21 protein-coding genes are annotated in these 22057 nt (G+C 68.9%); 4 read left to right on the forward strand and 17 right to left on the reverse strand.

The window, feature by feature from the left end; genetic code table 11:
* Positions 1-58: 58 nt before the first annotated feature.
* From MRBLML1_RS22580 to MRBLML1_RS22635, 12 genes are all read right to left on the reverse strand, one after another.
* Complete coding sequence (locus MRBLML1_RS22580; protein WP_364520361.1) at positions 59-3277, reverse strand: LysM peptidoglycan-binding domain-containing protein; 3219 nt, start codon at positions 3275-3277, stop codon at positions 59-61.
* A 24-nt stretch (positions 3278-3301) separates the two neighbouring features.
* A complete protein-coding gene (locus MRBLML1_RS22585; RefSeq protein WP_364520363.1) occupies positions 3302-3727 on the reverse strand; it encodes a pilus assembly protein TadG-related protein in 426 nt (141 codons plus the stop codon).
* A complete protein-coding gene (locus MRBLML1_RS22590; RefSeq protein ID WP_364520365.1) occupies positions 3724-4329 on the reverse strand; it encodes a TadE/TadG family type IV pilus assembly protein in 606 nt (201 codons plus the stop codon). Before MRBLML1_RS22590 ends, MRBLML1_RS22585 begins: the two co-directional genes overlap by 4 nt.
* A gap of 104 nt (positions 4330-4433) precedes the next feature.
* Complete coding sequence (locus MRBLML1_RS22595) at positions 4434-4847, reverse strand: TadE family protein (RefSeq protein ID WP_364520367.1); 414 nt, start codon at positions 4845-4847, stop codon at positions 4434-4436.
* Positions 4848-4894: 47 nt separating this feature from the next.
* Complete coding sequence (locus MRBLML1_RS22600) at positions 4895-5092, reverse strand: hypothetical protein (protein ID WP_364520369.1); 198 nt, start codon at positions 5090-5092, stop codon at positions 4895-4897.
* A 38-nt stretch (positions 5093-5130) separates the two neighbouring features.
* Positions 5131-6030: a hypothetical protein gene (locus MRBLML1_RS22605; protein WP_364520491.1), complete on the reverse strand. Its 900-nt coding sequence runs from the start codon at positions 6028-6030 to the stop codon at positions 5131-5133.
* Between the two features lie 5 nt (positions 6031-6035).
* Positions 6036-6911: a type II secretion system F family protein gene (locus MRBLML1_RS22610; RefSeq protein WP_364520371.1), complete on the reverse strand. Its 876-nt coding sequence runs from the start codon at positions 6909-6911 to the stop codon at positions 6036-6038.
* Positions 6911-8407, reverse strand: coding sequence for a CpaF family protein (locus MRBLML1_RS22615; RefSeq protein WP_364520493.1), 1497 nt, complete (start codon positions 8405-8407; stop codon positions 6911-6913). The genes MRBLML1_RS22610 and MRBLML1_RS22615 overlap by 1 nt, the downstream gene beginning before the upstream one ends.
* Positions 8407-9240 (reverse strand): hypothetical protein, encoded by an 834-nt coding sequence (locus MRBLML1_RS22620; protein ID WP_364520373.1) that lies wholly within the window; start codon positions 9238-9240, stop codon positions 8407-8409. The genes MRBLML1_RS22615 and MRBLML1_RS22620 overlap by 1 nt, the downstream gene beginning before the upstream one ends.
* Positions 9240-10019 carry an SAF domain-containing protein gene (locus tag MRBLML1_RS22625; RefSeq protein WP_364520375.1) on the reverse strand — a complete coding sequence of 260 codons (780 nt, stop codon included), beginning with the start codon at positions 10017-10019 and terminating at the stop codon, positions 9240-9242. Before MRBLML1_RS22625 ends, MRBLML1_RS22620 begins: the two co-directional genes overlap by 1 nt.
* Positions 10020-10023: 4 nt before the next feature.
* On the reverse strand, positions 10024-10986 hold the full coding sequence (locus MRBLML1_RS22630; RefSeq protein WP_364520377.1) for a hypothetical protein: 963 nt from the start codon (positions 10984-10986) through the stop codon (positions 10024-10026).
* Positions 10965-11555, reverse strand: coding sequence for a hypothetical protein (locus MRBLML1_RS22635; RefSeq protein ID WP_364520379.1), 591 nt, complete (start codon positions 11553-11555; stop codon positions 10965-10967). The genes MRBLML1_RS22630 and MRBLML1_RS22635 overlap by 22 nt, the downstream gene beginning before the upstream one ends.
* A 589-nt stretch (positions 11556-12144) precedes the next feature.
* Here MRBLML1_RS22635 and MRBLML1_RS22640 point away from each other — a divergent pair.
* The 4 genes from MRBLML1_RS22640 (at position 12145) to MRBLML1_RS22655 (ending at position 17243) form a co-directional block, all read left to right on the forward strand.
* Positions 12145-12501 (forward strand): ArsR/SmtB family transcription factor, encoded by a 357-nt coding sequence (locus tag MRBLML1_RS22640; protein WP_364520381.1) that lies wholly within the window; start codon positions 12145-12147, stop codon positions 12499-12501.
* A 208-nt stretch (positions 12502-12709) separates the two neighbouring features.
* On the forward strand, positions 12710-13129 hold the full coding sequence (locus tag MRBLML1_RS22645; protein ID WP_364520383.1) for a hypothetical protein: 420 nt from the start codon (positions 12710-12712) through the stop codon (positions 13127-13129).
* Between the two features lie 572 nt (positions 13130-13701).
* Positions 13702-15852: a hypothetical protein gene (locus tag MRBLML1_RS22650; protein WP_364520385.1), complete on the forward strand. Its 2151-nt coding sequence runs from the start codon at positions 13702-13704 to the stop codon at positions 15850-15852.
* A 92-nt stretch (positions 15853-15944) separates the two neighbouring features.
* Positions 15945-17243, forward strand: coding sequence for an AAA family ATPase (locus MRBLML1_RS22655; RefSeq protein ID WP_364520388.1), 1299 nt, complete (start codon positions 15945-15947; stop codon positions 17241-17243).
* 49 nt (positions 17244-17292) lie between these two features.
* Here MRBLML1_RS22655 and MRBLML1_RS22660 read toward each other — a convergent pair whose 3' ends face one another.
* The 5 genes from MRBLML1_RS22660 to MRBLML1_RS22680 all read right to left on the reverse strand — a co-directional run bounded on the left by MRBLML1_RS22660 (position 17293) and on the right by MRBLML1_RS22680 (position 21871).
* On the reverse strand, positions 17293-18114 hold the full coding sequence (locus tag MRBLML1_RS22660; RefSeq protein WP_364520390.1) for a hypothetical protein: 822 nt from the start codon (positions 18112-18114) through the stop codon (positions 17293-17295).
* 20 nt (positions 18115-18134) lie between these two features.
* Positions 18135-18743, reverse strand: coding sequence for a hypothetical protein (locus tag MRBLML1_RS22665; RefSeq protein ID WP_364520392.1), 609 nt, complete (start codon positions 18741-18743; stop codon positions 18135-18137).
* Positions 18740-19687 carry a ParA family protein gene (locus tag MRBLML1_RS22670; protein ID WP_364520394.1) on the reverse strand — a complete coding sequence of 316 codons (948 nt, stop codon included), beginning with the start codon at positions 19685-19687 and terminating at the stop codon, positions 18740-18742. Before MRBLML1_RS22670 ends, MRBLML1_RS22665 begins: the two co-directional genes overlap by 4 nt.
* Before the next feature lie 565 nt (positions 19688-20252).
* On the reverse strand, positions 20253-21596 hold the full coding sequence (locus tag MRBLML1_RS22675) for a type II toxin-antitoxin system HipA family toxin (protein WP_364520396.1): 1344 nt from the start codon (positions 21594-21596) through the stop codon (positions 20253-20255).
* The gene (locus MRBLML1_RS22680; protein ID WP_364520398.1) at positions 21596-21871 is read right to left on the reverse strand and encodes a helix-turn-helix domain-containing protein; all 276 of its coding nucleotides are present in this window, start codon (positions 21869-21871) and stop codon (positions 21596-21598) included. Before MRBLML1_RS22680 ends, MRBLML1_RS22675 begins: the two co-directional genes overlap by 1 nt.
* Positions 21872-22057: the final 186 nt, after the last annotated feature.

Raw genomic sequence — 22057 nt, forward strand, 5'->3', positions numbered from 1 at the left:
ATCCAGGTGAGACAGGGCCGAAGTCGTCCTCGGGGCCCCATTCGGAGCCTGCGGCGAGCTACCCGGTCGCTCCCCACTCGCGCTGTTCCACAACCGCCTCCGAGCGCGGCGGGAGGTCCTCGTCGTACGGGTCGAGGACCTGCTCGCGGATGAGCTCGCCAGCGGCGTCACGACCGCTCTCGGCTTCCGTGGCCGCGGCCTCGTCGAGCCACGCGATGTCGCTGTGAGGGCTGGCCTTCCGGGCTGCGTCGCAGGCCACCCTGACCAGGTCGGTCCGGCCAGCCGTGACCGCCCGCGTCGCCAAGATGTGGGCCGCGTCGTGGATGGCTCCCACCAGGATCTCGTCCCACCGCTGCTGCCCCGGCTTGAAGAGCCACTTGAACCGGTGCTCGGTGGCCGCTTCGAACGGTGCACCAGTCACCAACGACAGCGCGGTCACCAGGTCCTCCTCACAGCCCTCATCACCGCGGCGCTCGGCGCGGTGCTTGAGTCGCACGAACAAGTCCGCACTGTTCAGGACCCCGCCGGTCCCCCGCACGAGTTCGTAGGTGGGGCTGGTGCCCCGGCGGGCGCCGGCGCTCATGCTCGCGTCCGGCAGCCAGTCGCTGCCGTCGGGTCGGGTGCCCAACAGGAAGCGGGCGTTGGTGGCACGGTTCTGAACCGTCTTCTGCGTCTTCCACCCGCACGCTACGGCGGCCCGCTCCCCGGTGACCCCATGGTCTTGAACGGCCAGGTAGGCGATGAAGGAGACGGTGCCCCCGGCGTTGTCGATCGCCGCGGGGTCGCCACCGTCGCGTGCGCTGACCGACACCGGACCGAGCAGGTGCACCTTGGGCCGCGGCGAGGACTCGTCGAACCAATCAGCCACGTCTTGGTCCAGCGTCGGGTCGAGTGCCGCGATCTCGGCACGGACCTCCTTGGGAACACTCGGCGCGGCCGCAGCGAGGTCCTCCGGGGTCGTGGCCGCGGTGGCCATGTAGACCTCGTCGGCATCGGGCAGCATCGAGGAGGGGTCGTTGCCATCGGTGCGCCGCGGCTCGGTGTACTCCTCACGCAATGACCCGTCGGCTCGGGCGTACTTGCCCAGCGGCCCTTCGTCAGACTGCGTGTTCGGCACCGGCTCGTCTTCGAGGTTGCGGGTCGACGCCACCAGCGCTGCCATCGCCTCCGCCTGGGCGGTCGGCAGGGTGAAGGCCTTGACGCTGATGCCCCACATCGGCAGGAACGCCATGCCGTCGCCGGCCAGCTCCACGGCCGGCGACTCCTCCTCGCCGTGCACGACCACGACCCGGGAGCGGTCCCGGTCCTCGATGTCGGCGACGAACTCGCCCTCGGGGCGAGAGGACACCACGACCACCACCGGGCTGGTGCTGTCCAGCAGCAGCCCGTCTCGGCGACGAGTCAACAGGTCAGCATCCAGGTTCTGCTCACCCTCGCCCATCTCACCGGTCAGCACAGCTGCCCGAGCCAGGGCGTCGCTGCGCTGGACCTGCCGCAGGCGGGCCGGGTTGAGGCCGATGGTCTCGGCTCCGAACTGGTCGGCAAGCAGCACCTCACTGCCCTCCGACCATGCGTTGACCGCCAGCTCGGCCACCATGAACCGCGCCAGGTCAGCCACCTGCTCGGGATCGCCGCAGATCCCGCACATGCCCAGCGTCTCCAGGTCGAGCAGCCAGGTACGACCGCCCTCGTCCTGGCCGATGGTCACCAGTGCCGGGTACGGGGCCGGCTGGTTCTCCAGGTCCTCCTCGAGGAACGTCCAGCGCGGCAGCATCCAGGCTCGGGCGTCATCGGTCGCGGTCCAACCCTCCGGCACCTCGCCGGGCGCGGGGTGGGTGAAGAGCAGGGTCAGGTCCTCATCGCCCAGCACCGCGGCGCCCAGCTGAGGAAGCGGCTGACCGGCCACCTTGCAGCATGCGGCCACGTGTCGCAGAGCCCGGTCGAGGAACGTGACATCTTCCTGCGCCCCGGAGCCGTTCTCGATGATCGCCTGCTCCACCTCCACGAGCTCGTCAGGAGTCGAGGCAATCGTGCGGCCGATCCGGCGGCGACGGAACTGGCGCCGCCGGTTAGCGGCCACCATCCCCAGGGCTCCCACCGCCAGACACGCAGCGGTGGCCAGCAGCGCCCGCAGGCCCGTGATCCCGCCCTCGTCGCTGGCCTCTTCCGAACCGTCGGCTGCGGCCGGCACCTGCTCCGTACTTCCCGGCGCCTCCTGAGCCGACTCCTGCGACGGTGCGATCGGGGTAGCCGGCTCCTCGGGAGTCTGCTGCTCGTCTTGCCCAGCCTGGTCGTCGGCTCCCGAGGATCCGCCGGTCCCCTGACCACTGGTGGACTTGCCGGGCAGGTGGTCGCGCTCTCGCTGCGGCGCCCGGTCCGTGCCTGGGTCGACGTCGCCAGCGCCCGGCAGCACGAGGACCTGCCCGGGGTAGATGAGGTCAGGGTCGCTGCCGATCACCTCCTTGTTGGCCTCGTACAGCGCCTGCCAGTTGTCCGGGTCGCCGGTCGTCTCCTCGGTGATCCCGGTCAGCGTTTCACCGGCCGTGATGACGTGCTCGGTCTCGGGGGTCTGGTCGCCGGGCAGGTTGGTCGCATCGGCGGGCAGCAGCAGCTCCCAGCCGGGCTCGATACTGCGCGGGTTGTTGAAGGTGCGGCCGTCGGCCATGCCCCGCCCCTGGTTCAGGTCCGCGATCTCCTGCCACCGGAACCCGTCTCCCAGGTGCCTCTCGGCCAGGCCCCACAAGGTGTCGCCCTTGTCGGTGACGATCTTCGGAGGGTCGGCCCGGTGGTCCTGGGCCGTGTTCGGTGCGGCCTGGACTGGTGAGGCTGTGGGACTCGCATCCGGGTGCGCGGCCGGCGACTGGTGTGCGACATGGGTTACGGGCCGCACGGGTGCGGACGAGGCAGCCTCCGCGGTGGCTGCGTGCGAACCGAGCAGAGTTGTCGAGGTGACCCCGACCGCGAGGACGGTGTGGACAAGCATGCGGATGAACCTCTGCTGGCCACCAACCGCGATCGGCAGCCTCGAGGCCCCCTGGGGCTCGTGGCGCAGCGCAGGGGGGATCTCCCACAGGGTGCACAGCAGGAGCTGCGCCCACACGAACCAGCCCAGCAGCGAGATGATTCCGAGCACGGCCGAATTGCTCATGAGTGAGAGCTCGTTCAACCCCCCAGCGGGCCACGGGTTGCCCACGGCCGCGATCAACAGGGCGGGGAACCCGACGAGGAGCCCCAGCAGTAGTGCGAGGGCTCCGAGTCGCTTGACCAATCCCAGCATGGTGTGTCTTCTCTCTCCCGGAACCTAGTTCGGGCCCGTGATAGACGTTGCGGTGCCGGTCTCGTCGACCGGGAAGCTTGTGAAGCCGAGGACGTTGAGGAACGCGTTGTCTGACTTTCCCGTGACCCTCACGGTGACGTCGAGCCCGTTGATGTTCACGGTGCCGCTCCATCCGGCCTGCTGCAGGATCTGGTTGGCGCGCGCGGTCGCGGTCGCCTGGTTGATTCCCTCGGTCCCGTCACGGACGCCGCGCATCTCGTCGGCGGCCGCACGCGCGGCCTGTTCCGCGGCGCGGTGGGCAGCGATGCGCTGGTTCATGGCGTTGCCGCCGTCATAGACGAGGCCGAGCAGCACCAGGAACACCCCCGAGGCCATGAGGATCGTCCACGTAGAGACCACTCCTCGCTCGTCGCGCCGGTCCCGCAGCCGTCGAATGAGTCGCGACATCATGGCAGCCGCCGGTACTGCTCGATCGGGACCACGGCCGTGCTGGTGAAGGCCTTGGCGCCAGGCAGGCCGAACCCGACGACGTCGCTCAGGTTCGCGTGGCAGGTGACCTCGACCCGCACGTGACCCGAGGTCCGGAAGTCGGTTCCCGCGAACGACACCGTCAACTGGGTGCAGGCCTTCCCCCGATCGGCCAGCGAGTCGGCGGCCGCTTCGCGGCCTGCCATCTGCCCGGCCTCGAAGTTCGTTTCCAGGGATGCGGCCCGTGCAGCCGCGTATGCAGCGTCATCAACCTGGCTGTTCGAGTCGACGAACCGGCCGCCGCCGACGACGACGGTGATGAAGCCGACCAGGACGGTGGTCATCGCCAGCAGCTCGACGGCGGTGTAGCCGCGCTCGTCTCGCGGTGCGCGGAGCCTCTCGCGCCAAGGACTGCTGTCGCGGTGGCGGTGGCGAGAGGAGCGGAGCGACTGGACTACGACCCATGGTGAGGCAAGGTTCCGGTCGTTCCCGACGCGCCAGGCCCCATCTGGTTGGCGGGTGATGCTGTCGCGCCCGATCTGCACCGGCACGTCGCCGGGCATCAGCTTGTGCAGGGCAGCCACCAGGTCAGGGTGCTGGGCTGCGAGCGCTTCATCGCCTCCGGGACCGTCGTGGCTGAAGGAGTCGATGGCGTCTCGCCAGTCTGTTGTCGTGGTCGGCGGCCGCGTCATTCTGCGAACCTCTCCCGTGGCACAGTGGCAGTGGCCGTGACCCGCTTGGTGAACCCGGGCAACAGCGTCATCACGTCGCCGGAGACGGTGACGGTCACTTCGGTCGCCCCCACGTTGATCCTGACGCTGGTGTTGGACAGGTCGCTGCCAGAGTCGGCCAGGTACTCGTTGGCGGTCTGCCTGCCGGCGTCTTCGGTGCCTTCCCAGGCGGCAGCGTCGACGGCCGCCTCACGGGCCGCGGCGTGAACGATCCGGTCGTTGTACAGCTGCACCGACCACTGGACCAGCGTCAAGAAGATCAGCATCACCACCGGCATGACGACCACGAACTCCGGGGCCGCGATGCCGCGCTCGTCGCGGCGGCGCACCCGTAGACCCCAGAGGGGCCGGAGGCGCTTCGGGATGGTCATAGCTGGCTTCTCGTTCTCGGTGTCAGGAACAGCTGGCTCTCCAGGCCCTACCGGCCGTTGAGCTCGTTGCCCTTGTTGGTGACGAACGTGCGGACCGCGACGATCGCCAGCCCAGCGATCACCAGAATGCCGAGCAGCAGCACCAGGTACTCCGGCGCCGAGGCCCCGCGCTCGTCACGGCGAGCGACCTCCCAGCGGGAGCGCCAGTACTCCATCGCCATCTTCAGGTGGGTGAACTCGTTCATGAGGTGGGTTCCTTTCTTTCAAGCAAACGACGTGGGTACTAGGCGGAGAACAGGAACAGAACGCGGGCGAGGATCACGTAGGCGGCGGCCACGAGGGCCATGACCATCAAGTTGTTGCGCATCGCCTCGGTGGATTTGTTCGCACGGGCGTAGGAATCGGCCAGTCGGGCATCGCGCATCGACTGAGCGCGGGCGATGAGGGTGTTGCGGATGCTGGTGCCCTCGTCTTGGGCCAGGTTCAACGAGGCGCAGAGGTCGATCAGCTCCACGACGCCGAAGCGCTCACCGACCTCGCCGAGCGCCTCCCACGGCGTCATGCCGTTGGGTCGAGCGTTGTCGATCGCGTCGTACAGGGTGTGGAAGGCCCAGCCGGTGCCGATCTGCGCCACGGTGGGCAGCGCGTCGGCGTGGCTGCGGCCGCCCTCCATCGACATCACGACCAGGTCGAGGAAGTCCGAGAGCGCGTCGCACAGTTCCTCGCGGCGCTTGCCGGCGATTTCCCGCAGCTGCCGGACCTCGCCGATGACCGCGACCACGGCACTCGCGAGCCCCAGGGCGGGAGCGATGAGCATCGGGATACCCAGCCCGGCGCCGTTGCCGAGCAGCACCAGCGCGACCGGGCCGAGAAGGCCGATCAGGAACCACACCAAGAGCTTGGCCAGCCACTCCTCCATCGGCTGACCTGTGACGGCGAGGTCGCGCTCGTAGGTCTGCACGTCGTCGGGCCGACGGTTGCGCAGATGCTCTGCGAACCATTCCGCCGCCCTCTTCGACCAGGTCTGGTCCTCGGCGGCGATGTCGAGGCGGGCACGTCGGCCGGCCCGGGCGCGTGCCCGCTCCCACCGGGCCGCTTGGTCGGCCAGCGGCGGTGCGGCGGGGAACGCCAGCCGGTGGAGCCGTAGCAGCGCGACGCCCGCCACCGCGGAGACGATCAGCATCGGAATCACCAGGCCACCTCCCGACCCGTGGCCTGTGCCAGAGCGTCCGCCCCGGACAGGAACCGTGGGTGCGGCTCAGGTGCGGCCAGACGCTGCAGCCGCACCAGTAGGCCCACGTAGACCGCGGCCAGCACTGCGAGGACCATCTGGCCGTACACCGTGCTGTAGGGCTCGACCCAGCCGCGCAGGAAGACTGCCTGCAGCCCGGCCAGCGCGAGCAGGCCGAGCGCGACCTGGTTGGACTGCCGGCGTACGCCGTTGCGCTCGGTGAGCACCTTGCGGCGCATCTCGAGCTCCGCGCGGGTATTGGAGGCCAGCGTGGTGAGCACCCGCTTGAGGCTTCCGGCACGCTGCTGTGCGGTCAGCGAGAGGGCGATGACGACCTTGTCGGCGCCCCGGTCGTCGACCTCGTCGGCGAATTGAGCCAACGCGACCGGCAGAGGCGTACGCAGGTCCAGGGCGTTGACCAGGTTCCGCAGCGGCCGGCGCAGCAGCGCGGGCGCACCGTCCAAGGTGGCCGGCAGCGCCTGCTCCAGACCCGACTCGGAGGCTGCCGCATCGCGCAGCGACTCGGTCCAGTTCGCGATCGCCTCGATCTTGGCCACGCTGTGCTTCTCGATCGCACCCGAGCGCGCGAGCTTCGGCCACAAGATCACCACGGCGACCGCCATCAGTCCGGCCACCGGCCAGCGGGTCAAGATCCCGACGACGACGCCGACGATCAGCGCGATCGTGACCTGCCGGGCCGTCTGCTGGGGATCGGCAACCTTGCGCCGGGCCGTGGTCACCCGCGCCGGGAGCAGGTTCTTGCCGCGGGCGGTGCGGATGATCCCGAAGATGCCGAGGCAGACCGCCAGGACGCAGCCGATGAAGAGCGTCATTAGATCCGCCACCCCTCATCTCCGGGGTTGCCGCTCGGCTCGACAAACCTGTTCAGGTCCGTCGAGCCGTCGGGGTCCCAGCCGACATCGAGAAGGGCCTCCTCGCGAATGATCGCCTTCCGCGTGAACTCCGTGCGGCCTGTGGCCTTGTTGAACTTCCACAGCTCGGTCGTCTTCACCCCGTCCTCATCGCGTCCGGCAACCTCACGGATCGACTCGACGATGCGGCGCTGACGACCATCCTCGGTACGGATCCGGCGAAGGAACACGATGAAGTTCAGGGCGTTCGCGATCAGGCCGTTGGTTGCATCGAACGGCAGTCGCTCCTCTGCCTGCAGGGCGTAGGTCTGGATCTTTCCGATGACGTCGCGTGAGGAGTTCGCGTGAATCGTGCTCAGCGACCCGTCGTTGCCCTGGGCCATCGCGTTGAGCATCGTGATGACCTCATCGCCCAAGACCTCGCCCACGATCACCCGCGAGGGGTTCATCCGCAGCGAGTTGCGGACCAGGTCAGCCAGCGATACCGCGCCCTCCCCCTCAACGTTCGCCAGCCGCTCCTCGAGCGGCACGATGTCGGGGTGACGCTCAGGGTCCTCGTGCAGCCCGAGCTCGATCGACCGCTCCACAGTGATGAGCCGCTCAATCGGGTCAATCTCGGAGGCCAGCGCTCGCACGAGGGTGGTCTTCCCCGCGCTCACGGCTCCGGCGACCATGATGTTCTGACGCGACTTGACCAGCGCGGACAGGAACGCCGCGAGGTCGTGATCAACGGTCCCCTCACTCAGCAGGTCCTTGGTGCGCAACGACGCCGGCACGCCGGCTGCGGCCTCCCGCTCGGCCAGCCCGGGGACCGGAAGGAGGGTCGCCCTCTTGTGGCGGTGCTTGCGGATCGAGATCGACAACCCGTTGGCGCTCACTCCCTGGACCGCGTGAAGGCGCGAACCGTCGTGCAGCCTGAGGGTGACGTTGTAGTTGATCAGGTCGAAAGGACGCGTGGACAGGCCGTCGTGAGCCGAGATCGTCTTGACGATCTCCTCCAGCTCCTTGTCTGAGGAGGCCACGGGCGGCAACTGTGCCTTGCTGCCGTCGGCGTAGGTGACGAAGACGTTCTGCCAGCTATTGATCACGATGTCCTCGACCTCGGGATCCTCCAGCAGCTGGTCGAGGTTGCCCGCCCCGAACAGCTGCGCCTTGAGCGCGGCCTCCAGCCGAGCCCGGGCGTCTTCCTCCAACGGGGTACGGCCGTCCTCGACCAGGTCGGACTCGTACTCGGTCAGAACCGAAGCCAACAGCGCTTCGGTGTGCTGTCGGGCGTCCTCCCCCTTGGGGACCGGTTGGCCGTTGCGGCGGAACTCCTCCAACGCCTTCCCGCGACGTGCACCCACGCGCGACTGGAGACGCTTGACCAGTACCTGGTCGACCGGAACGAGCTGCTTCAGGTGCATCCCGTTCACGTGCGTGCCCCGGCCGTTCGAGCTGGTTCCGTTGCTCTCCATCACGCCTCTCCCCCCTGGCCGGCGTATGCGTCCACCGCTGCGGCAGCATGCGCGCCGTACGGCCCGAGATCAGCGGCCTGGTTGATCTGGTCGTTGAGGACGCCAGCCGACTTCAACAGCGGCGAACGCGCGTTCTTGCCGCCGACCTGGCCGGCGTGCATCGCCTCGACCCCTGTGGGGTCCAGCGCGATCCACCCGATGCCGGCGATGACGCCGGCGGCGTTGCTCGGCGCCAGCATCCGACCGACCTCCGCGACCACCCCGCCGGCCTGCCGCTTCGACGTCACCACCACCGGAACCACCACCGGAGGGGCGTTGCGGATGTTCGCCAGAACCGGAGCGAGCCGCTCCAGCCTGTCCTTGAGGTGCATCACCGCACCCACCTCCGGGCGGGTGACCATCACCATCACATCGGCGGCAGCCGCAACGGGGATCGTCGGCGAACTGGAGTGGATCCGCCCCAGGTCGGCAACTACCCGCGATGCGGAGGCCCGCAACGCCTCCGCCAGCGGAGCCCAGTTCTTCACACCGGCGGCCTGCTCGGCCGAGAAGTGACCCGGCACGATCCGCGTCGAGCCTGTGAACTCGTGGGCCTTGCTGGCCGCCAGACCGGGGGTCACCGACGTGCGAGCCTCGGTCGCGAGAGTCAGGACCGTCGGAGTGGGTGGGAACGCCTCACCATGGCCACCGGGTGCGACGCACCGCAGCGCCAGGTCACCGCCATAGGGGTCGGTCTCGACCACGATCGTCGGCTCCGGTGTCGAGACACCCAGTGCCAGCGACGTCGTCGTCGACCCGGGGGCGCCGCGGTCGCAGCACACAGCGATCAGCATCAGCCCTGCCCTCCGGTAGCGCTGTCGTCCTGAGGAGCGGAGTCAGCCGGGTCACCCTCGGTGATCGGGGCCTGCAGCAGCGTCAGCTGCCCTACCGCCCCATACGCTGCCACCGTCCTCGCGTCGGTCTCCGAGATCAGGATCGTCACCACCACGGTGCCGTCCTGGGACTTCTTCGAGGAGTAGACCGTCGCGCCGGCGGAGATAACCGTTGGGTCGTCGAGCGTCTTCGGGTCGCCCGACTGGCCTTCCTGCGGCACCGCGATCGCGTCGACCACCGAGCCGGGCGCCAGAGTGTCCGGCACGCGACCGGCCGGGAGATTCACCGCGATCAGTCGCTTGCCCGTCTGCGGCAGAAGGTCGCTGGTCAGCGAGTCCTCGGTCAGCACCTGACCGGGGAGCAGTGCCACCGTGGTGCGCTTCCCGAACACCGAGTCCACCTCGGAGACCGGGATCGCCCCGTCGATCCCGGAGACACTGCGCGAGACCAGCAGCGGGTCCTTGGAGGTGCGGACGTCGTCCTCAGTGATCGGGTGCCCGGCCGGAATCGGCTGGGCAACCACCAACACCTCCTCCACGCCGCCCTTGTTGACGTAGAGCCACCCGCCCGCGATCACAGCCGCGATCACGACCAGGACGCTGATCAGCATCTGCCCGTACTTGCGCGGCGCCTTCGACACCGCCTTCGACAGCGAGCCTGCACTAGGCAGGCCACCCGGCAGAGGTGCCGCACGCGGGTCGTTGGCGCGGCTCGAGGTCCGAGAATCCAGAGAGGTCACTTTGTCATCCGCCGTTCTTGTTGACCGTTTGGCGCTGGTAAACCGTGATCGTCGTCGAGTCACCGGCTGCGGCGAGCTGCGAGCCGAGGTCTCCACTGGTCGCGCCGCCACAGTTGCCCGTGCACGTCCACGCGAGCGTGTAGCTGATCTGCGCGGACACGGTCCACGTATCGCCCTTGGGGTCTTCCATCTCGTCGTAGGAGTAGGAGCAGTTCGTCGGAGCGTTCTCGGGCATCCCCTTCACCCACTCGCGACCCGGACCGACACACGACTGCGTGTCGCCGTTGCCCATGTCCCACTCGACGTAGGACGGAGTCGCCGTCAAAGTCACCGTCGCCCCTCGCACCGACTGGCTCGCAGTCACTGTGTGCCACTGCCCCGACTCGATCCACAGCCAGTTCTTGTACGAGATGTAGGTGTGATAGGTCGGCGGGGGCGCGATCTTCGCGTCAGCCAGCTCGAACGGGATCGTCACCACCAACTGGCGGGCGACCGCGGCGCCATCGACCGGCGCCGCACCTCCGGTAACCCACCAGACCGCGTAGCTGACTGCGGTGCCGCTCGCACCGGTCTGACAGGTCCACCACTGGCCGTTCTCGTTCTCATGGCCACGAGGAGGCGGACCCTGGGGGTTCTGCGGCTCGGCATAGCACCAATGCGGGCCGCCCCACCAGGTCAACCCGTCCTTCGTGCACGGAACCTCAGTTCCATCCTTGTCGTGGCACGATGCCGATCCGCCCGTGTCGCCGGGGTTCCCGGGGGTGGGCGACGGGTCGCCGGGAATCTCCCATTGGATGCAGGCACCTGTCTCCGGGTCGTACTTGGTGCACTCGCCGGGGCCGTCCGCCCACGATGTGCTCGTAGGTCCAACAGACACCAACGTCAAGGCTGCAAGGACCGCAGCAACTACGCCCAGGACGCTGAAACTCGTCAGGGCACCACGGGTCACGGTGCGGTCGGCGTGCACGTCTTCACCTCTTCGTCGTTTAGGTACCGCTCCTTCAACCAGCCCTTGGACGTCTTCCGCATCCGGATCGTGCGCTCAACGAGGTACGGCTTCTTCTGCGGCGTTACCTTCCCGTCAACCGTGATTCGAATGTTGGTGTTGTCGAGGCAGTACCTGAAGTCGACGGTGTCCTTCCCGATCTTGGCGGCGCTGGTCCACAAGACCTCGGGAGCAACCTCCATCCGCGCTCCGCCACGAACGTAGGTGTCCAGGAAGTTCGAGTACTCCCCCAGCGGAGACATGGAGTACTGCTCGAACCCCGACCTCACGCCGGGGGTGTCCACGCCTTTCCGTGCGGCCTCTGTGTAGAAGCGCCAGAACTCCAGCCAGCGGTCGCGCGCGGCGCGGTATCGCTGGAGCTGTGCGGGGGTGTACTTGTCGTCCCACGTGGGCTCTGGCGTCGTGGTGGCCGAGCTCGAGGGCGAGGCTGACTTCGTTGGTGTCGGGTCCGCCTTCGGCTCGTCGTCGCCGCAGCTGGAGAGTGTTCCGGCCATCGCGAGGGCGATGGCAGCGATCAGAGTGCGCTTCATGAGCGTCCTTCCTGAGCCCGAGTCGCCCGATGCACGGGCCTTGGGCACCAGTCTTGACGACATGGCCGACGGGTTGCCGACCGCGCCGTACTGCGAGTCGGGTTCAAGGTGAAGTCCTTCCCTCTGGGTGCGGCTCTCTAACAGCGAAGGCAACCGGCGATGGATGAGATCGGACACCGGCGGCGAACAATCTTCGGGACGCGCGATCAAGCGCCTCAGATGGGCGTCGCCAGCGTCAGAAGGGGCACTGGGTGCGGCGAATCGGCCGCTGCCGGCGGCTGGCCGCGGGACAGCGGGGGCGTCTCTACGCGGGACAGCGACGGCGGAGTCGGGCGCACCGGTGTCCACCGGGGTGTCTGTTTCCCCGGTCGTCGTCTCTGCTGACGCATCCCCAAGACCAGCGCCCTTCCCGCCCCGGCCCGAACCGGGGGCCTCCATTGTCCGCTGCGTCGCCAAGTCCGACGCACCAGGCGTGACCCGTGGTTCCCACCATCGGGTTCTGATCTGCATTACCCTGAGCATGACACATGACGGACGCTAAATATCCGTCATAACGAAAAGAGTTCGGCGTGTTTCGGGGTCCGGCACAATGCAGCGCGTGCCACGTCTGTCGAAGCCGCCCAGGATGCCCGAGGGGGTGCTGGCGATCATCGACGCGACTGGCAACAGTGCGCGCACCGAGATCCTGCGGCATCTCTCACTCCGGGCGATGAGCGCCACGGAGCTGGCAGAGGTGATCGCCGCGGACCCCCGCGTGGTGCGGCGTCACCTCTCTGTACTCGAGGACATGGGCCTGGTCACCGCTGACCATCCGCGAGGCGACCGACGCGCGAAGGGCAGGGTCGTGCTGTGGGCGACAGATCTAGCCCGCGCCGAGGAGGTCGGGCGCATCTGGCTCGACTACGTCGCTGGTCGTCCCCTGCCTGATCCAGAGCAGGATCAGTAGGGGCGACGCGGGGGTGGGACAGAATCTCGGGGCAAGTGTCCGATCCCGTGTTGCTGGTGTTGCTGTTGTTCGCGTGACGGGTTCGCAGACCGCCGGGGACACATGCCAGGCCCCCGGCATCCCGACCGGCCCTATTTCAGAAATTTTGCGACACGCCGCAGACCGCTGCTTGCGGCGGGCTCGGGTCGCCAGCCGGTTGGATATTCCTATGGGTCGCAAATCCAAGGGTGAACGCCACACGTTCATGACGCGCGTTCCGGAGCTCGCAGGTAAGAGAGTCCGGGCCGAGGCTGTTGCGCTCGGTTGCTACTACACCGATTACCTCGCCTACGTGATCTGTCGCCATGTCGATGTGCCGATGGAGTTGCCGACCGGCGACGTCGTCAACCACGCCGAGCCCCCGGCGGTTGGTGATGGCCGAGTTCAGTTCATCGCCAAGGTCCCGATGAGGGCCGCTTCCATCGTGAAGGACGAGGCCGAGGACATGGGTGTTTCGCTCAGCGACTACATCGCCAAGGCGATCTGCGATTTCCACGACGTCCCCTTCGAGCCAAGGGTGATGAAGAAGGCCCTCAGGGCCTGGGCGAAGGCCTCTGAGGCCGGAGAGCAGCTGCCGATGACCGGATGACCGGGTCAGGGCAGTGCCCTGAAAACGACGAAAGCCCCGCTGGAACGGGGCCTAGTCGGAAGCTTCACCGGGTTGCCGCCCGGATTCGCAATGAAAGTTCTGATCCTCACGAGGAGGTGTTGTGCTGCCCACTGTAGAGCAGGTCCACGTGGCGCGGAGGTCATTCCCGCGCTGGCGTGTCGACGCGCGAACGCAGCCGCCCGCCACCGCTCGTGCTGGTGACGAGAAGCGAGTCCTGCTCGCGGCACCGGCGCGAGGCGCCTGGCCTATGAGCTTCCTGCCCCTGCGAGCACGGAAGGCGGTGGTCGAGGCCGGCAGCGTTCGGGACGGCCCATAGGCCCAGAAATGACGAAAGGCCCCGTTGGCGCGGGACCTGACCGTCTTGGTGATGACCGGGACCAGTTGGCGCTGGTGACCGGGGTGCCTCTGAAAGGAGGTAGAGCAACTTGTTGCCGGTAACTGTACCGGCGTCGCATGGCGATGCCGCACACCCTGATGCAGGTCGGCGTGTCCCGCCGGGACTGCTGGCGCTCGATGAGCACCTGTTCAACCCTGACGCGTCCCAGTGGCTGGTGATCGACTCCGGCAACACTGCTGTCCCCCGGACCGTGGTGCCGTCGCTGGTCGACGGGCTCGAGTTGGTCGGCAAGGGCCGGATCGCCGCACTGGTGGGCCATTTGCGTGACGGCGTCGGTGTGATCGACGTCGACGTTCCCGGCCCGCTCGGTGACTTCCTGGCGGCTGAGGTCTCCGATTGGTTGTCCCGGCGCGACTGCTGGGTGCTGGAGCGACCCTCCGGTGGCGCGAAGGGCCGCTGGCACATCTTCTTCGCCCACCCCGACTTCCATTACGCCCCCGCCGCTGCCCGGACCGGGTTCGCGGCCGCGGTCAGCGACTACCTCGTCGCCCTGGCTGAGGGCGTGAAGGTTCCGCGCGGCGAGCTTGACCTGCGCGACGCTGTGCGCCCCCTGTCCTCACCTCACCGCTTCGGTGCGGTGACCAGGCCGAAGGGCGACCTCCGTGAGGCGCTGCGGGGCCTGAAGCGGCTGCTCCCGGATCCGCCCGCCGCCTCGCCGCTGCGGCCCCGCGTCAAGGTGAAGCCCACGAACGGTGGCCACAAGTCCGCTGCTGCGGCGGCCGGCTCGGGCCTGGTGGTGCCGCTGGCATTGCAGCGGTGGAAGCGCCAGCTCCGCACTGAGTGGCGCAACTACCTGCTGACCGGCGAGATCCCGGCCGGGTCGTGGGCCGCCGGCGCGACGAAGACCCGCACGGCGGTCGAGGTCGACCGGTCCCTCGTCGAGGCGGCCTGCACCCGCGAGATGGTGTGGGCGATCGGCGACCCGGAGATGGCTTGGCGGATCATCCGCGAGTCGCACCCGACCGCGATGACCAAGGCCAAGCACCAGGGCTACTCGTGGTGGCTCGGCTACGTATGGAACGACCTCGTCCGCTCCGCCAGCGAGTTCAACACCACCCCTGAGAAGCCCAAGCAGGTCGAAGCGCCGCCGGCCGAGGTCCTCGAGGCCGTCGCGGCCGCCCGCCAGGAGCTGGACCAGCTGAAGTGGACCGTCCCGGCCCGTCAGCGTGCCGCCTTGCTGCTGGTCGGACACCAGCTGCTCGATCGGGTGCTGCGTAAGGGGAAGCTGCGGGTCCCCTGCCCGGAGCGGGATCTGCTCCTCGACACGGGCCTGGGTGACCGCAAGACCGTCCGCGCCGCTCTCGCCCGGCTCAACGGCCGTCTCGGCACCCTGCACACCGACTGCCTGTCCCCGACAGAGCGGGACTCGACCAGCTATGAGTTCGAAATCAACTCCGCTCCGCTCCGGGAGGGACGGCAAATCCCCCCACCTGTGTTTGACCCACCCCCCACGCCCCGCGGCCTCTGGGTCCTCCTCCCCCGGACAAGCCACGCCCTCTGGCGCGCGCTGCTGACCAGCCCGGGGCCCCTGGACTTGGCTGACTTGGCAGTGAAGGCAGGACTGGTGGAGGACCGGGCTGATGAGCCGTCGAAGTCCCAGCGCTCGACCACGAAGGCCGCACTGGTGGCGCTGAGCAAGGCGGGGATGGTCCGGGTCGACGAGCATGGACACTGGCAGGCAGCGACACGACCTCGATCGGTCCAGGTCGAACGGGACGCGGCCGCGGCGTACGCCCGCCAGCTGGAGACGATCGAAGCCGAACGCGCCGCGTACCGCGCCGGCACGACGTCGAGCTGGACCGCCGGCCGGGCACGCGCGATCAAGGTGCAGAGGGCGAAGGAGAAGGCCTGGTGGGACCACCTCTCCCCCGCCGCCCAGGCAGAGCGTGCCGCGACCAAGCGGCTGGAGTTCGAGCAGATGTCGATCAGCCAGCAGGCCGCGCTGAAGGCCCGTCTCGCCGAGCGACGCATCCGCTCCGGTCTCGACGAGCTCGAGACCTACCACCTCTGGCTACGCAACCTCCCGGCCGACGAGTACGTCGCACGGAGCCTCGAACGCAAGCAACGCTTCCAGGACCTCTCCCCCGCCGAACGCGGCGCGTCCGTCGCCTCGTGGGACCGCCACAGGCTCCGCTACGGCCTCACCGCGCAACGTCTCACCACGCCTGCCCTGGACGAGCGGCCCGGGACGCCTGACGAGGAGCGGACAGCAGTGCTCCCCGACGGCGCGGCCGAACGCGATGCGGCGTTCCTCGAACGCCAGGGCAACCTTCTCGAACAGGATCAACGTCAGGTCGCCGGCTAGCAGGGTGTGTCCTCGGCGGGTCGTTCTGTAAAGAACGCCGCCCCGGCGTTACAGTTCCACCGCTCTGTAACCAACAGTAGGGAGTTCGGCCAGTGATCCCCAACCCTTACACCCCGAGCGGCCGCCCACGGGTATTCGTCGGGCGCGAAACCGAGCGCCGACGCCTCCGCGACCGACTAGCGCGCGTGGTCGCCTACGGGGAGATGATGGGTCCACTCGCCGTCACGACCGGCCCGCGAGGACTGGGCAAGACCTCCCTCATGCGCGACATGCAGGCCCAGGCGGATGAATCCGGGTTCGTCGTCGCCTGGGCGTCCGGCCTCAAACACCAGCCCTTCCTCGCCGACGTCGTCGACCGTGTCACCCGATCCCTCAGCGCGGCCGAGCAACTGCCCAAGGTCGGACGCCACCAACTCCAAGAGATCGGCGTCGAGGTCGGCGTGGGCCTCGCCAAGGTCTCAGCCAAGATCACCCGCACCGAAGAAGCCGCCGACGGCTCCCCCGCCCTGGTCGGGCCGCTCGAGGACTTCCTCCACCGCGCGTCGAACCTCGTACGCGACGCGGGCGGGGCCGGCCTGCTCATCATCATCGACGAGCTGCACGCGCCGCTGCTGTCGCGTCGCGAACGCGAATACGAGCCAGATCCGCGAGCCGTCCTCGACGCTGCAGTACTCCTCAACGCCGTGCAGAACATGGACGGCGAACGCGAGAAGTTCCCTCTCGGGGTGGTCGGCGCCGGCCTGCCCGAAACCAAGGCCTACCTGACACGTGCCGCCACCTTCGGCGAGCGCACGCACGAGTTCGTCCTTCGCGAGTTCGACCAGGCCGCCGCCCGCGCTGTGCTCGTCGAGCCCGCCGAGCAACTCAACGTCCGATGGGACGACGACGCGCTCACCGAAGCCGTCGCCGCGGCCGGCGGCTACCCGCAGTCGCTGCACATCATCGGCTCAGCAACCTGGGACGCCGCACAGCCCGAAGAGGGAGACACCCTCACCCTCGCCCACCTCAACGACGGCCGGGCCACCAGCGACGCCGACCTGGCCTCACTGTTTCGCGCCCGATGGGAAATAGCGACCAAGGCCGAACGAGACATGCTCAGCGCGATGGCCAACCTCACCGACACCGAGGTTGAACGCGGCGCCGTAGCGGCCGAGCTCGGCGTCGACACCGAAGCCCTCGGCATGACGCGGCGCAGCCTCATCAGCAAGGGCATCATCGAGGCGCCCCGCCGCGGCATCCTCCGCTTCACCATCCCCGGCTTCGCCGACTGGGTCCGCGCCAAGGAGATCGGAGGCGGTCACCCGGCCGTAGCTCTCCGCCCCGACCACTCCCCGGCCGTCCCCCCGCACGATCCTCCCGCCAGCCCGCCGCCGCGGCGCCCCTCCCGGTAGCCAGCCCGGGCCGCCAACCCGCCGCCCCAGGCCAGTCCGCCTGGGGGCGTCACCCGCCGTCGGACAGGCCCGACGTCACGGCGAGAGAGCGGGGCACCTGGGTAGAGGTGAGCACCCCACGGCGGTGAAGCGTGTCGATCATCGCCGACGCCAGCGGCCCCTCAACGCCAAGAGCGGAGGCCAACTCACGCCAAGTCGGCCCCTCCCCCGTTTCGGCCCACACCCTCGCGACATACGCACGGGCGGCCCCGGCGTGCTCGTCGGCCAGCTCGCCGGCCCGCTGCCGGCGCTGGGCGGCCCGCTTCCGCTGCACATCCCTGCGCCGCTTCTCCTCGGCGTAGATCTCCCGCACGTGCGGCACCTCGTCGCGGCCCTGGGCGCCGTTGAGCAGCGCCACCGCCGCCTTCCACCGAGGCAGTCCCGGCTTCCCGGCATGCGTCGCGAACCGGCGGTGCGCATCGAGGACCTCCGGCGTGATCGCCCGGTTGTATCCGGCCGCCTGCAGCAGCTGCCCGACCCGCTCGTCGGACGCCTTCGGGCGAGGTGGCCTTCCGCTCCGCGGCTGGCCACCAGCCTCCGCCTGGTCGTCGGTGGCCGCTTCAGCCGAAGGTGCCGCCTCTGCTGACCGGGTCGGCGCCGCCGGCGGAGACTGCGGCGGAGACTGCGTGAGCCTTCCCTTCGCGGCGTGACCGCAGGCCTGGCAGACGGCGTACGGCCACTCCCCCGCTCCGTCCGGCCCGCCGGTGTGGTCCTCGCGGCGCCACTCGATCCAGGTGCTGGTCGACCCGCAGGCCCGACACGGCTTGCCCAAGGGGCGCCGCGCATGGCCGACCCGCGCCCGCGTCGTCGTCTCATCGAGTCCTGCGCTCACCGTGCACTCCCCTCCAGTGTTCAGCTGAGGTACGCCGACAGGGCCGCTGCCACGAGCTGGGACCGCGAGTCGGCGCCATGCTTGTCGGTCAACTGATCGATCACCTCGAGGTTGCCCGCCTTGATCCGCAACGAGACCCCGACGAACCGCTCCCCCTTCGCGCCCGGGGTCCGGTCGAACAGGCCGTCGCTCACCGTCGGCTTTTCGCCCCGAGCCGCCACCAGGTCCGTCAACTCGGCCTGATGTGCCACGAGAGCGTCGAGCAGCACGTCCACCTGCGACGTCCGGTCCCGCTTCGCCCGGTCCCGCCACGCCTCCGCCATCGTCAGGGGCACCGACACCGAAACAGGCTTCATCGTGTCCGCGCTCGCACTGCGGGCCGGCGCCTTCTCCGTGCGCGGCTTGCGGGACCGACCTTGCTGCTTGGATCCCGACTCGGCCTTCGTTGTCGCTCGCGCCGTGTCCGTCGCCGGGGAAGGCGTCGTGGCGAGGTCCTGCGACTCCTCCGGCGTCGGGTCCGGGCTCGGCGCAGGCACCACCTGCAAGGTCTGGGGTCGGGCGCTCGGGGCAGGCAGGTCCGTGGGCTTCTTCAAGCCTGCGATCGGCGCCATCGGCTCGCGGCGGCTCACGCGCTGGCCTCCGCCCGGTTCGCCGACTCGAGCTTGTCGATCCTGGTCAAGATCGCATTGGTCAGCAGCAGGTGGTCATCGGCGAGTCCGCCGACGCTGCCCGGGATGCGTTCCGGTCGCCGCCCCTCCCGGAGAGCCTTCCACCACGGCTCGCCGGCCTCTTCCTCCTTCGCGATCTCCGCGAGCTCGTGCACCAGCTTGCCGGCGTTGCGGGCGTCGACCGCAGCGCTGGAATGGCGAATCGTGATGACCTCGCCCTCCTGATCCAGGAACAAGCTCGACGCCCCGTCGAGCACCGCGTTGATGTCCTCGACGGCGTTGCGTCGGATGCGGGCGCCGCTGGTGTCGAAGTCGAACGGGACCACCCCGAGAACCTCGACATGCGGATTTGCCTGCCGCACCTCAGTGAGCTCGGCGGCCAGCTCTGCGAGGTTGCCGATGCTGGACCGGTCACTCTTGGTGGGGACGACGACCCACCTCGTCGCACCCAGGACCAACTGCAAGATGATCGGCCGGGTCGGAGGCGTGTCAATCACGATCAGGTCGTAATCGCGTGCCAACGGCGCCAGCGCCTCGGCCAACATCAACCGGTACTCGGTGCCGCGGCGCTCCTTGCCCAACAGGACGTCCTCGATGTCCTTCAGCGCGTCCCGGCCCATGGGAATGACGTCGAGATTCGGGCGGATCTCGCGCAGCACCGGCTTCAGCGGCTGGTGAGCGTCGAGGACCTCAAGCATGTGGGCGCCGCGGTCGTTGTCCGGGGTGTGCTTGTAGCCGAGATCGTCGCCGGCATCGCCCTGCGCGTCGAACTCGATGAAGAGCGTGTGCCAGCCCGCGGCCGCGCTCAGGCCGGCAAAATTGGCTGATGTGGACGTCTTGCCGACGCCCCCCTTGCCGTTTGCGAACGCGATGACTCGGCTGAGCACATCTTGGGTCAAGGCCATTGGGGGAAGAGCCTCTCTGTGCGAAATCCAGGACTAGGAACGCGTCCGATCATCCCGCAGCGCACCACCGCAACGCAGTAGCGACACGCGGTAGCGCGGTGCGGTAGTGCGGGCACCATCGCAGCGCGTTACGTTCGTGCGGGGGTGCGCTGCGGTGACGCGGACCACCACGGCGACGCGGCGCCGCGAGGCACCATTGCCCACGGCAATGCGTGCCACCACCGCGCGTAAGTAATGCGGAGAACCACCGCCCGGCGTTGCCACCCTGCAATGGTGAGAGCGGCCCGCGCCTGCGCCACCGCCGCCCACTGACGCGGCGCGGCACCTCGCCTCACCATCGCGGCGCGGTAGTGGCGTGCGGTAGTGGTCTGCGGCAACGCTGCGCGGCAGTGCGGCGCAGTAGTGCCTGACCCGGAAGCAGGCTCTCTCGTGCGTTGGCCTCGTGAGGCGTGGTCTTGCCCGCCGCAACCCTGTTCGGCGGGCAGAGGGCCGTTCTAGCGCGTCTGATGAGGCCTGTGTGACAGGGCATGACCACTGAGTTGGAAGCGGGCCGCGGAACCGGCGATCAGATGTTGAACGACCCAGGCCGCCGGGGGAGTAACCCGGGTCCCGTCGCGGTGTCGGCTGCTGACGATCCCGGGGCCTCCAGGGCACCAGCTTGGAGGGCGGCGGACCGGTGTGCCGTGCGGCCGCCGCCGGCCCGTGGTGGGTGGGGGAGGACATCCGCGAACAGACGCTGCTCGTGTTCGGGGATGCCGTTACCGGCGGCGATGGTGCGCCACGACGCGACGGCGGCGTCGATCTCGGTGAGCACCTCGACGCCACGATCGGCCGTCATCCCGAAGTAGGGCGCGGCCTGAAGGAGTGCCTCGCGTTCCTCGGATGCTGAGGTTGCGCCACTGATCGAGGTTGCCCGGGCCTGGTTCGGATCCGGATTCGGGTTGACGTCGAACGCCGGCGCGAGCATCCAGCCGCCGGGGGAGTGAAGGAAGCCGTGGTTGCGGAAGTGGTCGTCGATGTTGTGGATCGCGGTGAAGACTGCCATCCGCCGCCACAGATCAGCCAGGTCGGCGTCGGGTCGGGCGGAGTGATCTGCGATCGCCGCGGCGAGGTCCAGATAGTCGGCCGAGGCGCCGTCGCTGAGACCGGTCAATGTCATGGCGCTGGCATAGCCCAGCCGGCCCCCGTCGGTGTCGCGGTCGAAGCGGCGCAGGATCAGGACGCTGCGGCCCTCGATCTTCGTCAGGTGTCGGGCTGGAACGTCGAGTCCCGCGTTTTCGGCGAGGTCCAGCGCGGTTTTCTCCCACGCCATGACGTCCCACTCGTCGCCCGGGTGCGGGAACTTCGCGATGGACAGGGCTCCGTCGGCATCGATCACCGAGGCCTTCGGGCGGGCACCGCCGAGGGTCGTGCCACCGACGTCGAGGAGCTCACGTACCGCGTGCATCTCGTCCTCGTCATGTCGGCGGCCGCCGCGAGCGAGCTGGTCGGAGGCGTGCAGCAGCCGGCCGAGGTCGACCAGCCGTGGGATCTCGTGCCCGTCGGCGACGTAGGCGGTGCCGTCGGGGCGGCGGTAGCGAAGGGCGCCCTGCCGGGAGTGGTCCGAGACGCCCACGAGGTAGTCGACCTCGCTGATCGAGGCGTGACCCGCCCAGACCTTCTCGATGAGCCGACGACCCCATCGGTCGGGGGCACTGTCGGCGAACGCGCCAGGCAGCCCGGTGGTGTGACCGCGGCCCACGTCGAGCGGCAGAGCCGGGTCGACGGCGTAGGCGTCTGGCCGCGCCAGGTAGGCGGGGGAGTAGGTGAAGGTGGTCGTGACCGCGCGGCCGCGGCGGGTGAAGTGAGCGGTGCCGACGTGGACGGCCTGCCCGCCCGCGTCCAGATCGACCTCCAGCTGGGTGTCCATCAGCGTCGCACCCGTTTCGGCAGCACCTGATCAGCACGCGCGCGGCCGAGCTCGGTCTCGTACGGGTCGAGCGCGGACACTGCGTCGTCGAGCCGACCCAGGGCGCGTAGCACGTTGAGGTAGGTCTCGAACGTCACCGAGGGATCACCGTGCTCGAGCTTGCGTAGTGTCGGGGCAGAGATCCCCGCCCGCTGAGCAACCTGCTCGGCAGTCAGGCCAAGCAGGCGGCGCCAGGTGACGACATGCGAGCCGATCCGCTCGGCCGCCAGACCCACCTTCGCTGGACTCGGCCGCTTCATCCTCCACCACCCATTCAACCTGATACCGAAAGCAACACTTCTAGGATAGTCGACAATCGCAAGGATGCTTTCGGTTAAAGGGGCTCTTCACAGTTGAGGGTGTAGCGGGCGTTGGCGTGGCGGTCCCGGGATAGACGTCGAGGCCTCCCGAAGATGGAAGTT

Source organism: Nocardioides sp. LML1-1-1.1, from assembly GCF_040676175.1.
In the GTDB taxonomy this organism is placed as follows: domain Bacteria; phylum Actinomycetota; class Actinomycetes; order Propionibacteriales; family Nocardioidaceae; genus Nocardioides.